Source organism: Amycolatopsis samaneae, assembly GCF_039541975.1.
Lineage (GTDB): Bacteria > Actinomycetota > Actinomycetes > Mycobacteriales > Pseudonocardiaceae > Amycolatopsis > Amycolatopsis samaneae.
The window spans coordinates 137164-149656 of sequence record NZ_BAABHG010000012.1 but is presented as its reverse complement, the minus strand read 5'-3'; the positions used below and the strand labels follow the sequence as shown (position 1 = coordinate 149656).

The 12493-nt window shown below is 71.0% G+C and carries 16 protein-coding genes; 8 read left to right on the top strand and 8 right to left on the bottom strand.

The window, feature by feature from the left end; all coding sequences use genetic code 11:
- Positions 1-34: 34 nt before the first annotated feature.
- The gene (locus tag ABD987_RS29665) at positions 35-1258 is read left to right on the top strand and encodes a cytochrome P450 (protein WP_345401152.1); all 1224 of its coding nucleotides are present in this window, start codon (positions 35-37) and stop codon (positions 1256-1258) included.
- Between the two features lie 241 nt (positions 1259-1499).
- Here ABD987_RS29665 and ABD987_RS29660 read toward each other — a convergent pair whose 3' ends face one another.
- On the bottom strand, positions 1500-1973 hold the full coding sequence (locus tag ABD987_RS29660; RefSeq protein ID WP_345401149.1) for an Rv3235 family protein: 474 nt from the start codon (positions 1971-1973) through the stop codon (positions 1500-1502).
- Positions 1974-2142: 169 nt separating this feature from the next.
- On the opposite strand from ABD987_RS29660, the gene ABD987_RS29655 reads away from it, so the two are divergent.
- A complete protein-coding gene (locus ABD987_RS29655; protein WP_345401146.1) occupies positions 2143-2547 on the top strand; it encodes an HAD-IA family hydrolase in 405 nt (134 codons plus the stop codon).
- Between the two features lies 1 nt (position 2548).
- Here the strand turns inward: ABD987_RS29655 and ABD987_RS29650 are convergent, their stop codons facing one another.
- The gene (locus tag ABD987_RS29650) at positions 2549-3319 is read right to left on the bottom strand and encodes a TrmH family RNA methyltransferase (protein WP_345401142.1); all 771 of its coding nucleotides are present in this window, start codon (positions 3317-3319) and stop codon (positions 2549-2551) included.
- A gap of 34 nt (positions 3320-3353) precedes the next feature.
- On the opposite strand from ABD987_RS29650, the gene ABD987_RS29645 reads away from it, so the two are divergent.
- The gene (locus tag ABD987_RS29645; RefSeq protein WP_345401139.1) at positions 3354-4760 is read left to right on the top strand and encodes a WS/DGAT/MGAT family O-acyltransferase; all 1407 of its coding nucleotides are present in this window, start codon (positions 3354-3356) and stop codon (positions 4758-4760) included.
- Positions 4757-5248: a DUF6912 family protein gene (locus ABD987_RS29640; protein ID WP_345401137.1), complete on the top strand. Its 492-nt coding sequence runs from the start codon at positions 4757-4759 to the stop codon at positions 5246-5248. The genes ABD987_RS29645 and ABD987_RS29640 overlap by 4 nt, the downstream gene beginning before the upstream one ends.
- On the opposite strand, the gene lepB is transcribed toward ABD987_RS29640, so the two are convergent.
- From lepB to rsgA, 4 genes are all read right to left on the bottom strand, one after another.
- The gene (gene lepB / locus ABD987_RS29635; protein ID WP_345401134.1) at positions 5245-6150 is read right to left on the bottom strand and encodes a signal peptidase I; all 906 of its coding nucleotides are present in this window, start codon (positions 6148-6150) and stop codon (positions 5245-5247) included. The two genes, ABD987_RS29640 and lepB, sit on opposite strands and share 4 nt — an antisense overlap.
- A gap of 99 nt (positions 6151-6249) precedes the next feature.
- On the bottom strand, positions 6250-7041 hold the full coding sequence (locus ABD987_RS29630; RefSeq protein ID WP_345401132.1) for an SCO4651 family lipoprotein: 792 nt from the start codon (positions 7039-7041) through the stop codon (positions 6250-6252).
- A gap of 82 nt (positions 7042-7123) precedes the next feature.
- Positions 7124-7993: an SCO4651 family lipoprotein gene (locus tag ABD987_RS29625; RefSeq protein ID WP_345401129.1), complete on the bottom strand. Its 870-nt coding sequence runs from the start codon at positions 7991-7993 to the stop codon at positions 7124-7126.
- A gap of 76 nt (positions 7994-8069) precedes the next feature.
- Positions 8070-9074, bottom strand: a complete 1005-nt coding sequence (rsgA, locus tag ABD987_RS29620) for a ribosome small subunit-dependent GTPase A (protein ID WP_345401676.1) — start codon at positions 9072-9074, stop codon at positions 8070-8072.
- A gap of 116 nt (positions 9075-9190) precedes the next feature.
- On the opposite strand from rsgA, the gene ABD987_RS29615 reads away from it, so the two are divergent.
- Together ABD987_RS29615 and ABD987_RS29610 are read left to right on the top strand one after the other, a co-directional pair.
- Positions 9191-9958 carry an SOS response-associated peptidase gene (locus ABD987_RS29615; protein WP_345401126.1) on the top strand — a complete coding sequence of 256 codons (768 nt, stop codon included), beginning with the start codon at positions 9191-9193 and terminating at the stop codon, positions 9956-9958.
- Positions 9955-10563 (top strand): alpha/beta hydrolase family protein, encoded by a 609-nt coding sequence (locus ABD987_RS29610; RefSeq protein WP_345401123.1) that lies wholly within the window; start codon positions 9955-9957, stop codon positions 10561-10563. Before ABD987_RS29615 ends, ABD987_RS29610 begins: the two co-directional genes overlap by 4 nt.
- Positions 10564-10721: 158 nt before the next feature.
- On the opposite strand, the gene ybaK is transcribed toward ABD987_RS29610, so the two are convergent.
- The gene (gene ybaK, locus ABD987_RS29605) at positions 10722-11198 is read right to left on the bottom strand and encodes a Cys-tRNA(Pro) deacylase (RefSeq protein ID WP_345401120.1); all 477 of its coding nucleotides are present in this window, start codon (positions 11196-11198) and stop codon (positions 10722-10724) included.
- Positions 11199-11389: 191 nt separating this feature from the next.
- On the opposite strand from ybaK, the gene ABD987_RS29600 reads away from it, so the two are divergent.
- The gene (locus ABD987_RS29600; protein WP_345401117.1) at positions 11390-12025 is read left to right on the top strand and encodes a sigma-70 family RNA polymerase sigma factor; all 636 of its coding nucleotides are present in this window, start codon (positions 11390-11392) and stop codon (positions 12023-12025) included.
- The gene (rsrA, locus tag ABD987_RS29595) at positions 12022-12354 is read left to right on the top strand and encodes a mycothiol system anti-sigma-R factor (protein WP_345401114.1); all 333 of its coding nucleotides are present in this window, start codon (positions 12022-12024) and stop codon (positions 12352-12354) included. The genes ABD987_RS29600 and rsrA overlap by 4 nt, the downstream gene beginning before the upstream one ends.
- Before the next feature lie 61 nt (positions 12355-12415).
- Here rsrA and ABD987_RS44620 read toward each other — a convergent pair whose 3' ends face one another.
- A complete protein-coding gene (locus ABD987_RS44620) occupies positions 12416-12490 on the bottom strand; it encodes a 50S ribosomal protein bL37 (protein ID WP_098515123.1) in 75 nt (24 codons plus the stop codon).
- Positions 12491-12493: the final 3 nt, after the last annotated feature.

Sequence of the window (12493 nt, the reverse complement as noted above, 5' to 3'; positions counted from 1 at the left end):
GGCGAGGTGCCCGGGAGGCGAGCGAAGGGGAGCCGTGTCCACCACACCGGTCGAAAATGATTTGTCGACTTTCATCGGACTGTTCGGTGCGGAACGGCGTCCCGATCCGTATCCGGACTACCGTCGCTGGCGTGAGCGCGCCGCGGTCGCCGTGCTCCCCGGCGGGATGGTGGCGGTGAGTGGCCTGGCCGAGGCGACGCAGGTGCTGCGCGACTCCGCGTTCGGCCACCCGGACCCCGAGTTCCTCGCGCCCGAGGACCGGCGCCCGGACGAGCCGGTGGACGAGCGGGGCCGGGTGGTCCGGTCGTTTCTCGGGCTCAACCCGCCCGACCACACGCGGCTGCGGCGGCTGGTGTCGAAGGCGTTCACCCCGCGGACGGTCGAGCGGCTCACCCCTCGGATCGAAGAGCTGGCCGCCACGATGGTGGGCCGGATCGCCGAGGCCGGTGAAGCCGACCTCATGGCCGAGCTGGCGGCGCCGCTGCCGGTCGAGGTGATCAGCGAGCTGCTCGGCGTCCCGCTCGACGACCGCGAGCGGTTCGCCGCGTGGTCGCACGCGATGGCACGCGCACTCGACCCCGATTTCCTGCTGGCGCCGGAAGTCCGCGAGCCCGCGGTCCGCGCGCGGCAGGAGTTCGTCGCCTACTTCCGGGAACTCGCCGCGGTCCGGCGCCGCGACCCCGGCGAGGATCTTCTGTCCACTTTGGTCACCGCGGCCGACGACGGGGACCGGCTCAGCGAGGGCGAGCTGCTCGTCACGCTGACCCTTCTGCTGACCGCGGGCCACGAGACGACCACGAACCTCATCGGCAACGGTGTCCTCGCGCTGCTGCGGCACCCCGACGGCGTCGGCGCGCTCGGCCCCGGCGGCGAACTCGCCGAGGGGGCCGTCGAAGAGGTGCTGCGCTACGACTCGCCGGTGCAGCTCACCATGCGGACGGCGCTGCGGGACACCGTCGTCGGCGACGTCGCGGTCGCCGAGGGCGGTCAGGCGATCGTCCTCATCGGAGCCGCGAACCGCGATCCCGCCGTCAGCGCCGACCCGGACGTGTTCGACCCGTCCCGCGAGCCGGGCCGTCACCTCGCTTTCGGACAGGGCATCCACTTCTGTCTCGGTGCCCCGCTTGCCCGGCTGGAGGGCCGGGTCGTCTTCCGTGAACTGGCCAGGCGTGTCCCGCAGCTGCGTCTGGCCGGTGAGCCGCGCTGGAACCCGACCACCACGCTGCGCGGCCTCGCCGCCCTCCCGGTCACTCGCTGACCCCGGGCTCCGGAGCGCCCCAATGTGGCGTTCGCTGCGTCCAACGCACCCAATGTGGCGTTCGGTGCGTCCAACGCACCCAATGCCACATTGGGGCGCTTGAGTCCGCTCCGGAACGGGAGCAAGGGACCTTTGCTCACACTTCGTTAGCACGCTAATCGTTGGCGCGCTGAAGAACGCTAGCAAAGGTCCCTTGCTCCACTTCGACGCCGGAAGGTGTCGCTGAACTGGGAAGATGGCGTCAGGCCACCAGGCGCTGGGCCGTGGCGAACGGGTCCAGCAGGTCGAAGCGCACGCATCGCCAGCGGCCACCGGAGCGTTCGAAGCGGGTGGCGAGGGCGATGGTGCGAGGGCCGGTCTCGACCCGCGCGCAGGCCTCGACGACGTCTTCGGCGGGGGCACACAGGCGCACGCTCCGCACGCGGTGCCGGGCGGCCGACCGGGTCCGGCCCCGCGTGCGGAGCCGGTCGAACAACGCGCGGTCCACCAGCGGTTCGAGCTGGGCCGCCGGGCGGTGCCCGTCGTGCGTTTCGAGGATCGCGGTCAGCACGGTCGCGATCTGGGGCCCGTCCAGCGGGGGCGCGGGCTCCCGGACCACCGCCAGCGCGCGGCGCGCCGGCAGCCGCCGCACCGGCGCGAGCGGCGTGGTCGCGCGGCCGTGCCCCGGACGCGGTTCGTAGCCCGTCAACGTTTTCAGACGGTGTTCGCTGTCCATGATTCCCCTCTCGTACCGGGCGGTCTGCCCGGCACGGGTTAGTGGCCTCCGAACGCCGTGAACCGGACAGGGATCGCCATATTCGGGGAAATGCGCGGAATCGGTTGCCTGGCGCCGCGGATTGCGTTATCCGCCACGCGTGCCCGTCCACCGGGCTAGGGTGTTCGGGATGTTGAAGGGCCTAGTGATCGACTACGCCGGGGTGCTCACCGAGCCGGACGCCGCACTGCTCTACACCTATCTCGAAGCGGCTCGTGATCGCGGCCTGCGCACCGCGCTGCTGTCCAACGCGCCCGGCGCTCCCGGCCCGGCGAAGAACGCGATGAGTCCCTATTTCGACGCACTGGTGTTCTCGGGCGAGATCGGGGTCGCGAAGCCGAACCGTGAGGCCTATCTGATCACCGCGGCGATGCTGGGCCTGCCCGCCGGGTGCTGTGTGTTCGTCGACGATTCGTCCGCCAACGTCCGCGGCGCGGTCGGCGCGGGCATGGTCGGCGTCCACCACACCACGGTCACCGGGACGCTGGCCGAACTGGCCGCGCTGTTCCCGGCGGAGCGCGCCCACCGCGAGTGACTCAGCGGAAGCGACGGACCAGTTCGAAGGAGAGCACCGCCGCCGCGGCCGAGACGTTCAGCGACTCGACGTCACCCGGCATCGGGATGCGCAGCCATTCGGTGACCAGCTCGCCGACCTCCTCGCCGACGCCGTCGGTCTCCCCGCCCAGCACGAACGCGGTGCGTTGCGGCAGCTCGACGTCGAACACCGTCGACTTCGCCGAAGCACCCAGGGCGTAGATCGAGTAACCGGCTTCGGTGAGCAGCTCCGCGGCCTCCCGCGCGCTGCCGCAGCGCAGCACCGGCGCGCGGAACGCGACCCCGGCGGACGCCTTGACCACCATCGGGTCCAGCGCGGCGACCCCGCGCCGCGGCACGATCACGCCGTCGAGGCCCGCGGCGGTGGCGGTGCGCAGGATCATCCCGACGTTGGCCGGGGTGGTGATGCCGTCCAGCAGCAGGACTCGCGCGGGCGGGCGCCGATCCGCGAGCGCGGTGGCCAGCGAGCGCATGCGCGGCGCGACGACGTCGGCGAGCACGCCCTGGTCCTGTTTGCCGTTGCCCGCCAGCACCTTGACGCGGTGCGCGCTCGCCCGCTGCACCGGCACCCCGGCCGCCTTGGCGGCGCGCTGGATCTCGGCGGCGCCCGGACCGCGCACGGTGTCGGCCAGGATCACCTTGTCCACTTCGAGCCCGGTGTCGGCGAGCGCCTCCAGCACCGGTTTGCGTCCGTAGACGGTCAGGAAGCGGTCCTTCGGCGAAACCGCGGACGTCGCAGAGTCATCACCCACACCGGGCAGTCTCGCATTGTGTAAGGATCGGCCCATGCCCGACCGCCTTTCCGCGCTGGACGCGTCGTTCCTGTACGTCGAGGACCACGCGACGCCGATGCACGTCGGCGGGGTGGCCATCTTCGAACGGCCCCGGACCGGGTTCGGCTACGAGCAGATGCTCGCGCTGATCGGCCAGCGGCTGGCCTTCCTGCCGCGGTACCGCCAGCGCGTGCAGGAGATACCGGGCCGCCTGGCGCGGCCGGTGTGGGTGGACGATGTCGACTTCGACCTCAACTACCACGTCCGCCGGTCCGCGCTGCCCCAGCCGGGCAGCGACGAGCAGCTGTTCGACCTCGTCGCCCGGCTGATGTCGCGACGGCTGGCCCCGGAGCGCCCGCTGTGGGAGGCGTACTTCATCGAGGGGCTCGGCGGGGACAGGGTCGCGCTGGTGACCAAGACCCACCAGTCCGTTGTGGACGGTCTGGGCACGATCGAGCTCGGCCAGATCGTCCTCGATCCCACCCCGGCGGAGGTGGAGCCGTTCGACGACACCTGGACGCCCCGGCGGGAGCCGAGCCGCACGCAGCTGGTCATGGACGCGGTCAGCGAGACCGTGCAGCGCCCGACCGAGCTGGTGGAGAACGTCCGGTCCGCCGCCAACGACGCGGTCGCGACGGCGGGGAAGGTGGCCGAGGCACTCGGCGGAGTGGCCACGGCCCTGCGCACCGTGGTGCACCCGGCGCCCGCCGGGCCGCTGAACGTCCGCGTCTCCGGCGGCCGGATGTTCGCGGTGGTCCGCACCCGGTTGGAGGACTTCCGCAAGATCCGCGCCGAGCACGGCGGCACCGTGAACGACGTCGTGCTCGCGGCGGTCACCGGTGCGCTGCGGGAGTGGCTGCTGTCTCGTGGCGAGACGCTGACCCCGCAGGACACGGTGCGCGCGCTGGTGCCGATGGCGGTCCGTGACGCGGAGACCGCCGAGTACTCGACGCCGGCGCTGGTCGGCAACCAGGTCGCGGCCTACCTGGTGGATCTGCCGGTCGGCGAGCCGAATCCGGTGCTGCGGCTGCAGCACATCGGGCACGCCATGACCGACCATCTCGACTCGGGCCGTTCGGTCGCCGCGCGGGGCCTGCTCAAGGTCGGCGGGTTCGCCCCGGCGACGCTGCACTCGCTCGGCGCGCGGGCGGCGGGATCACTCTCCGGGCGCATCTTCAACCTGATGGTGACGAATTCGCCCGGCCCGCAGGTGCCGATGTACGCGGGGGAGGCGAGGATGGTCGAGATGTTCCCGGTGATGCCGCTGCTGCGCAACCAGGCGCTCGCGATCGGGGTCAGCTCGTATCACGGCGGCGTCTACTTCGGACTCAACGGCGACCGCAAGGCGGTCAGTGACGTGGAGGTGCTGGCCGGGATGATCGAGGAATCGTTGGAAGAGCTGAAGGGTGCGCACTGGTGAGGGTCTATCTTCCTGCCACGATCGCGATGTTGCGTGAGCTGAACACCACTGGTGAGTTCCGCGCGCGGAGCGGGACGGGGTTCGCGCTCACGCCCGCGCTGCGCGAGGCCTACGCCAGCGGCTCCGACGAGGAGCTGGAGTACGCGGCGCTGCTCGACGCCGCGCGGGCGTCGCTGCGGCTGATCGCGGCCGAGGAGAAGGGCGAACCCCGCCGGGCCGTGGTGTCCGCCGATGTCGAGGACGCGACACACCGGCCCGACCTCGACGCCGCCGTCGTGCGTCTGGCCGGGCCGGTGCCGCTGAGCCGGATCGCCGCGATCCACGTGGACGCGGCCGAGGCCGAGGAGGCCGTCACCGCGGCGGCCGCGGTGATCGACGCCGCCGACCTGGGTGACCCGGACGCCGAGTTCACCCTGGGCGACGCCGAGGACCACGAGCTCGCCTGGTACGCGCCGCAGGAACTCCCGTTCCTGTTGGAACTGCTCTAGCGACGCTTCCGGCCCGCCGCCTTCCGGACGCCCGCGGCCAGCTTCCGGCCGGTGAACAGGACCGGCCAGGCGGCGGCGAGGCCGACCCCGAGCGGGAGCCCGCTCTGCCAGGCGGGGGCACCGAGCGCGACCGGCTGCGCGGCGGCCTGCGGGTCGTGGTCGGTGATGCCGCCCCACCGGCTCGGCGGCAGCACGATGACCCGGGCCTTGCCGATGATGTTGTCCACCGGGACGACGCCGTTCAGCCCGCCGCCGCCCTGGCAGCGCGAGTCGCAGGAGTTGTTGCGGTTGTCGCCCATCACCCACACGCTGCCCGCGGGCACCGTGACCGGGGAGAACTGCTGCCGGTCCTGGAGGATCTCGCCCTCCCAGTGGACGTAGGGCTCGTCGAGCGCCTTGCCGTTCACGAGGACCCTGCCCTGTGCGTCACCCTGCACGGTCTGGCCGCCGGTCGCGATCACCCGCTTGACGAAGTCCTGCTCGTCCGGGGGCGCGAACCCGACGAGCGAGCCGAGCCCGCGCAGCGCCTTGACGACGATGTTGCTCGACTCCTGCGACGCGATCTCGTGCGTCGACCAGGATTCCGGGCCCTTGAACACCACCACGTCGCCCGGCGAGGGGTCGGTGAAGTCGTAGGTGACCCGGTCGACCAGCACGCGGTCGTTGGTGCAGCCGGTGCAGCCGTGGAGCGTGGTCTCCATCGACCCCGACGGGATCAGGAAGACCTTCGCGAGAAAGCTCTGGATCAGGATCGTGAGCACGAGCGCGATCACGAGCAGGATCGGGAGTTCCTTCCAGAACGACCGCTTCTTCTTGTCCTTCTTCGGCCGCCCCTTCGCCCAGCCCCGGTCCGGTCGATCGGGTTCGTCTTCGGGCGCGTTCTGCGATACGGGTTCCACCACGTTGTCACGCTATCGGTGATCCGGTCGGCGTGGTGTGAACCCGGGCCCAACTTCCCCCGACCCGGGTCACCCCGGCCTCGCCGAAATGGGACGTATCGCTCATCCCGGCGTCGTGGCGACCTGCTCGACGGGTGGTGGCTCGACGTCGACGGCCGAACCCCAGTCCGTGTAGCGGGTGGTGATCCGCGCGCTCGCCCCGTCCGGGGCCCCGGCCGCGGTGAGGATCGGCGAGAGGTCGAGCACGATCTGCCGGGGCCGGTTCGCGTCGTCGACCCACAGTTCCATCCCGAACGCGCCGGCCTTGCCCCGCAGCTGTGCCACCGCCTCCGCCGACAGCCCGGCGGGCAGCTGGCCGCCGAGCTTTTCCAGGTCGAGCTTGAGCCAGTAGTGCTCGACCGAGGTTCCGTCGAGCTCGACGCGCTCGGCCGTGGTGATGGCGCCCGCGGCGCGGAGCTGGCCGACCGTCCGCAGCGGATCGTTCTGCCCGGCCAGCTGGCCGAGGCTGCCGCCGAGCACCTGGGAGAACTGGTCGGTGCCGTCGGGGGAGACGGCGATCCACGGCTTACCGCTCTCGTCCCCGCGCGAGCCCTCGGGCACCTTCGCGAAGAGTTTTCCTTGTGTCAGGCGGAGTTCCAGCGGATCGCCGAGCACGTCGGTGGTCATCGCGAGCGCGGTGCCGTCCTCGGCGAACCGGGCCTGGCCCTGTCCCTTCGACTTCACCGCGCCCGCGTTCACGTCGGTGCCGAACTTCGCCGAGCGGCCCGCGATCGTGCCCGTGCGGACCGCGTCGGCGAGTGCCTTCGCGTCGGTCATCGCGGGCGGCGTGTCGTCGTCGCCGGCGCACGCGCCGAGCAGGAGGACGCAGGCGAGCGCGACGGCCGGTCTCCACATAGGGCCCAGACAAACACAGCGGGTCCCCCGAACACGTTCGGGGGACCCGCTGCTACGGAGAGTCTTCTGGTAGGCCGGTGGCTCAGCGGCCGCCGGGCTTCATTTCACTGGCGTCGGCGACCTGGTCGGCGGGCGGGGCCTGCACGTCGACCGGCTTGCCCCAGTCGGTGTACTTGACGGTGACCTTGCCCGCTTCGGCCTCGCCGGGGACGCCGGCGGCCTTGATCATCGCGGAGGAGTCCACCACCATCTGCACCGGCAGCTGGTCCTTGTTCAGCCACAGCTCGACCGGCATCTTGAGACCCTTGAGCTTCTCGGCCAGCGCATCCTTGGCCTCGGGCGGAGCGTTGTCCAGCACCTTGGTCATGTTCTTCCCGAGGTCGATCTCGGCGACGTAGTGGTTGACCGGCTCGCCGTTCAGCTCCGTCTGGTCGGAGCTGATGATCTTGCCGCCGTTCCCGATCTGCTCGAGGATCTTGGTCGGGTCGCTCTGGTCGGAGCTCTCGGCCGTCGACTTGCCCAGTGCCTTGGAGACCGGGTCGTCGCCGTTCGGGTTGATCTTCACCCAGGTCTTGTCGGTGCCCATCTTCTTGAGCTGCTCTGCGGGCATCTTCATGTACGTGGTCTTGTCGACCATCCGCAGCTCCATCTGCTGGCCCATCATGTTCATGGACATCGCCACGGCGGTGTTCTCGCCGTCGAACCTGATGGCACCGGTCATGCTGATGGACTGCCCCGCGACCGACGCCTCCATGCTCATCTTCGCCGACTTGGACTTCTGCGTGCCCTCCTTGGACGCGCTGGCCAGCTGCAACGCGTCGGCGAACGGCGCGGAGAGGCCGGAAGCCTTGTTTTCGGAAATCTGGGAACCGATGCCGCCGTTGTTCCCGCCGCACGCGGTGAGCGTGAGGACGAGCGCGGCGCCGGCCGCGACGAGAGTCGTCTTGCGCAAGGTCTTGCCCCCTCGAAAGTTGATGTACTCCATCCGGGTATCGCCCGAACGGGGAAAGAGTTACCACATGTCCGCTTTACGACTCCACGCCGCTGCGGGAAGCGAGCAGCCTGCGCAGGGACAACAGCCGGTCGGGCCGGGCTTCGCCGTCGGTGACCACGGCGTCGAGCGCGCAGTCCGGGTCCTCGGGCGCGCCGAGGTGGCCGCAGCCGGACGGGCACTCCTCGGCCGCCTCGGCGAACTCCTCGAAGGCCAGCACGATGTCGTCGGCGGTGACGTGCGCGAGGCCGAACGACCGCACGCCGGGCGTGTCGATCACCCAGCCGCCGTCGGGCAGGGGCAGCGCCACCGCCGCGACCGAGGTGTGCCGTCCCTTGCCGACCGCGCTCACCACCCCGGTGGCCAGGCCCGCCTCCGGCACGAGCCGGTTGACCAGCGTGGACTTGCCAACACCGGAGTGCCCGACCAGCGCGGTGACCCGGCCCTTGAGGCGTTCGGCGAGCCCGGCGGGCTCCTCGTCGTAGCGGGTCACCAGCGCCGGGAGGTCGAGGCCCGCGTAGCCGTCGAGCAGGTCCGCGGGGTCGGCGAGGTCCGCCTTGGTCAGGCAGAGGACCGGCTCGACCCCGCCGGCGTAGCAGGCGACCAGGCAGCGGTCGATGAAGCCCGCGCGCGGCGGCGGATCGGCCAGCGCGGTCACGATGAGCAGTTGTTCGGCGTTGGCGACCACGACCCGCTCGTACGGATCGGTGTCGTCGGCGGTGCGGCGGAGCACGCTCGTCCGCTCGTCGACCCGCACGATCCTGGCCAGTGTGTCCGGCCGCCCGCTGACGTCGCCGACGACGGCGACCCGGTCACCGACCACCACGGACACCCGGCCCATCTCCCTGGCCCGCATCGCGGTGATCACCCGATCGGGATCGGCGTCGATCGCGCAGGTCCAGCGGCCCCTGTCCTTGCCGATGACCATCGCGGTGACCGCGTCGGCGTGTTCGGGGCGGCGCTTGCTGCGCGGCCTGGTGCCCTTGCCGGGACGTACTCGCACATCGGATTCGTCCAGCCTGCGCCAGTCGCTTCGCGCCAATCCGCCCACGTCCTCCCGGTCACCGTCCCCACGGAATGATCCCATGCGGCTCGCCAGGGCCCTGGCCTGCGTGTAACCATGACTACCCCGGGAACGACACCGCGAGGAGGTTGGCGATGTGCGGCCGCTATGCCGCCACGAAGGATCCGGCGGCGCTGATCGACCAGTTCGCGGCGGTCGACCTGACCGAGGGCCGGGCCAGGACCGACCACAACGTGGCACCGACGAAGAACGTGGTGACCGTCGTGCAGCGGCATCCGCGGGACGCCGAGGGGCAGGTGCTCGAGGACGAGCCCGCCGAGCGTTCGCTGCGGCTCATGCGCTGGGGCCTCGTGCCGTTCTGGGCGAAGGACCCCTCGGTGGGCTCGCGCATGATCAACACCAGGGCCGAGACGGCGAAGGAGAAGCCCGCCTTCCGCCGCGCGCTGTCCTCGCGCCGGTGTCTCGTCCCGGCCGACGGCTGGTTCGAATGGCGCCGCACCGGCAAGGAGAAGGAGCCGTTCTACATGACCGGCCCCGATTCCGCCTCGCTCGCGTTCGCCGGGATCTGGGAGAGCTGGCGCCCGAAGGACGATGACGCTGCGGATCCATTGATCACCTTTTCGATCATCACGACCGACTCGACCGGGCAGCTCACCGACATCCACCACCGGATGCCGCTGATCGTGCCGAAGGCGCAGTGGGATCCGTGGCTCGACCCGGACCGCGCCGACGTGACCGACCTGCTGGTGCCCACCGCGCCGGAGATCGTCGAGTCGCTGGAGCTGCGCCCGGTCTCGTCGAAGGTCAACAACGTCCGGAACAACGGCCCCGAGCTGCTGGACCGCGTCGACCCGGGGCCCGGTCTCGACGAGGACGCGCTCTTCGAGACGCCCCGGCCATGACCACCCTGGAGATCGACACCGGCTACGGCCCGGCCAGGGCGGAGCTGCACTGCGCCGAGGAGGGCACCGCGGTGCTGATGCTCGGCCACGGCGCGGGCGGCGGGATCGGCGCGAAGGATCTCGTCGCGGTGACCCGCGCCGTGCAGGCGATCGGCGTGCACGTGGCGCTGGTCGAGCAGCCGTACCGGGTCGCCGGGCGGCGTGCCCCGGCGCCCGCGAACCAGCTGGACAGCGCCTGGCTGACCGTCGCCGACGACCTCGCCGAGCGCTTCGACGGTCTGCCGCTGGTGTTCGGCGGCCGGTCGTCGGGGGCGCGGGTGGCGTGCCGGACGGCGTCGGCGGGGCAGGCGGTGGCGGTGCTGTGCCTTGCGTTCCCCGAGCATCCGCCGGGCAGGCCGGAGAAGAGCCGCCAGGACGAACTCGACGCCGTCGAGGTGCCCACGCTCGTGGTGCAGGGCGAGCGTGACCCGTTCGGGCGACCGGCGGCCGGGCCGCACCACGAGATCGTCGTCCTCGACGGCGACCACACCCTCACCGCCGACCTGGACGGCGTCTCCCGCGCCGCCTCGGAGTGGCTGACCCGCGTGCTCCGCCTGTTCTCGTAACCCGCTCTTCAGTGGTCCGTGGGGGCCTCCTTGAGGGACTCTAGGTCCCTCAAGGAGGCCTCCACGGACCGTCCCTGACCTGCGAAAAGAAAGCAAGGGACCTCTGCTCTCGCTCTATGCGCACGCATACAACGGGAGTAAAGGTCCCTCGCTCTCGCTCAGCCCGCGATCGGTGCCACCACGGCGCCGGTGAGCCGCACCAGGTCGGCGGGGGCGAGTTCGACCTCCAGCCCGCGTCGCCCGCCCGAGCAGAACACGGTCTCGAACCCCTCGGCCGTCGCGTCGATCACCACCGGGATCCGGCTGCGGTGCCCGAGCGGCGAGATCCCGCCCAGTACGTACCCGGTCGCCCGCTGTGCCGCGGCCGGATCGGCCATTTTCGCCTTCTTGCCGCCCGCCGCGGCGGCGAGCGCCTTCAGGTCGAGCTGGCCGGTGACCGGCACCACCCCGACGGTCAGTTTGCCGTCGACGTCGGCGACCAGGGTCTTGAACACGCGCGCGGGGTCGAGGCCGAGCGCCTCGACCGCCTCCGAACCGAACGACTCGTGACGCGGGTCATGTTCGTAGGAGTGCACTTCGTGGGCCACTTTCTGCTTCGCGAGCAGCGCGGTCGCCGGTGTTCCCTTGCCAGCCATGGCCGCAGAGTCTAGAAGGGCGGGGGAATGCGGCAACCCCGTTTCCGGTTGTAGCCGGTGTGACCACGACGCTCACCCCTCCCCACACCGGCCGGCTCCGTCCCGAGCGCCCGGGCCCGACCAAGGCCCGCGTAAACTCGGGGGTGCCGTATGCGCGCCCGCGCATCGGCCCCGACCGGGAAGGGAACGGTTTGCCGAGCACGCAGAATTCCGCGCCGGAGGAGGTCGCGGAGGTCCAGGGAGCAGCCGAGCGTGCCGAGCGCTTCGAGCGGGACGCGATGCCGCTGCTCGATCAGCTGTACTCGGCCGCGATGCGGATGACCCGAAACCCCGCCGACGCCGAGGACCTGGTCCAGGAGACCTACCTCAAGGCCTACGGGGCATTCGCCTCCTTCAAGGAGGGCACGAACCTCAAGGCGTGGATGTACCGCATCCTCACCAACACCTACATCAACGGCTACCGCAAGCGTCAGCGGCAGCCGGTGCAGCAGCCGACCGAAGAGATCAGCGACTGGCAGATCGCCAAGGCCGAGAGCCACACCTCCAGCGGACTGCGCTCGGCCGAGGTCGAGGCGATGGACAACCTGCCGGACGCCGATGTCAAGGCCGCGCTGCAGAAGCTGCCCGAGGAGTTCCGGCTGGCTGTCTACCTCGCCGACGTCGAGGGCTTCGCGTACAAGGAGATCGCCGAGATCATGGACACGCCGATCGGCACCGTGATGTCCCGTCTGCACCGTGGCCGCGCGCAGCTGCGTGACCTGCTCGCCGACGTCGCGCGCGAGCGGGGCTTCATCCGGCGGGACCGGCAGGAGGTGGCGGGCCGATGAACTACTGCGAAGACGCGGGGGACGAAGACGCCAAGGTCCGCTGCGAGGAGGCGCTCGCCGAGATCTACCTCGTGCTCGACAAGGAGTGCAGCCCGGAGCGGGACGCGGTGCTGCGCAAGCACATCGAGGACTGCCCGCCGTGCCTTGAGGAGTTCGGCATCGACGAGCAGCTCAAGCAGCTGCTCGCGCGCAAGTGCGGTGGTGACCACGCGCCGGACGACCTCAAGAGCAGGCTGCGCGCGTCCATCCGCAAGACGGTCGCGACCCGCGGCAACGTCACGGTGGAACGCACCGAGATCAGCATCGAGCAGCAGCAGAGCGCCGAGTAGGCGCCAGAAAACGGCGACGGCCCCCGCACCGGAAGGTGCGGGGGCCGTTTCACGCCGGTGCTCAGGCGTTGGGCTTCTTGCCGTGGTTCGCGCCGTTCTTCTTCCGGTCGCGACGCTTACGGGCGCGCTTCGACATCGT

Coding starts and splice junctions, on each gene's coding strand:
- ABD987_RS29660 (WP_345401149.1), bottom strand. CDS start 1,973: ATGGACAGCGAACACCGTCTGAAAACGTTGACGGGCTACGAACCGCGT.
- ABD987_RS29655 (WP_345401146.1), top strand. CDS start 2,143: ATGTTGAAGGGCCTAGTGATCGACTACGCCGGGGTGCTCACCGAGCCG.
- ABD987_RS29645 (WP_345401139.1), top strand. CDS start 3,354: ATGCCCGACCGCCTTTCCGCGCTGGACGCGTCGTTCCTGTACGTCGAG.
- ABD987_RS29630 (WP_345401132.1), bottom strand. CDS start 7,041: ATGTGGAGACCGGCCGTCGCGCTCGCCTGCGTCCTCCTGCTCGGCGCG.
- ABD987_RS29615 (WP_345401126.1), top strand. CDS start 9,191: ATGTGCGGCCGCTATGCCGCCACGAAGGATCCGGCGGCGCTGATCGAC.
- ABD987_RS29610 (WP_345401123.1), top strand. CDS start 9,955: ATGACCACCCTGGAGATCGACACCGGCTACGGCCCGGCCAGGGCGGAG.
- ybaK (WP_345401120.1), bottom strand. CDS start 11,198: ATGGCTGGCAAGGGAACACCGGCGACCGCGCTGCTCGCGAAGCAGAAA.
- rsrA (WP_345401114.1), top strand. CDS start 12,022: ATGAACTACTGCGAAGACGCGGGGGACGAAGACGCCAAGGTCCGCTGC.